This window comes from Dielma fastidiosa (assembly GCF_000313565.1).
Lineage (GTDB): Bacteria > Bacillota_I > Bacilli_A > Erysipelotrichales > Erysipelotrichaceae > Dielma > Dielma fastidiosa.
The window spans coordinates 1-297 of record NZ_CAEN01000113.1; the positions used below are offsets into that span (position 1 = coordinate 1).

The window sequence follows — 297 nt, forward strand, 5'->3', positions numbered from 1 at the left end:
GGCTATACGGCAGTCGGATTGAAAGCCGGTGAAGTGACTCTGCAGGCAGTCAATGAAGAAGGCATCATCAGTAATCCGATCCATCTCAGTGTGAAGGATGAGGGACTGAGCGGTCTGCAGCTGATCGGCAACGATGTTCTGATTTTGAACGATGAACAGCGCTCAGCCACTCAGCTGTATGCATTAGCACAGCCGGCTTCAGCCGTGATCGATTCACTGACATGGCGCAGTGTAGACGAAACGATCGCGGAAGTCAGTGAGGAGGGTCTGGTTACGGCCGTCGGCAGCGGCAGCACT

General features: G+C 54.5%; 1 protein-coding gene. It reads left to right on the forward strand.

Going from position 1 to position 297, the window contains the following annotated elements; translation table 11 throughout:
• On the forward strand, positions 1-297 hold a 297-nt coding region (locus DAHG_RS18250), incomplete at both ends, for an Ig-like domain-containing protein (RefSeq protein WP_034456207.1).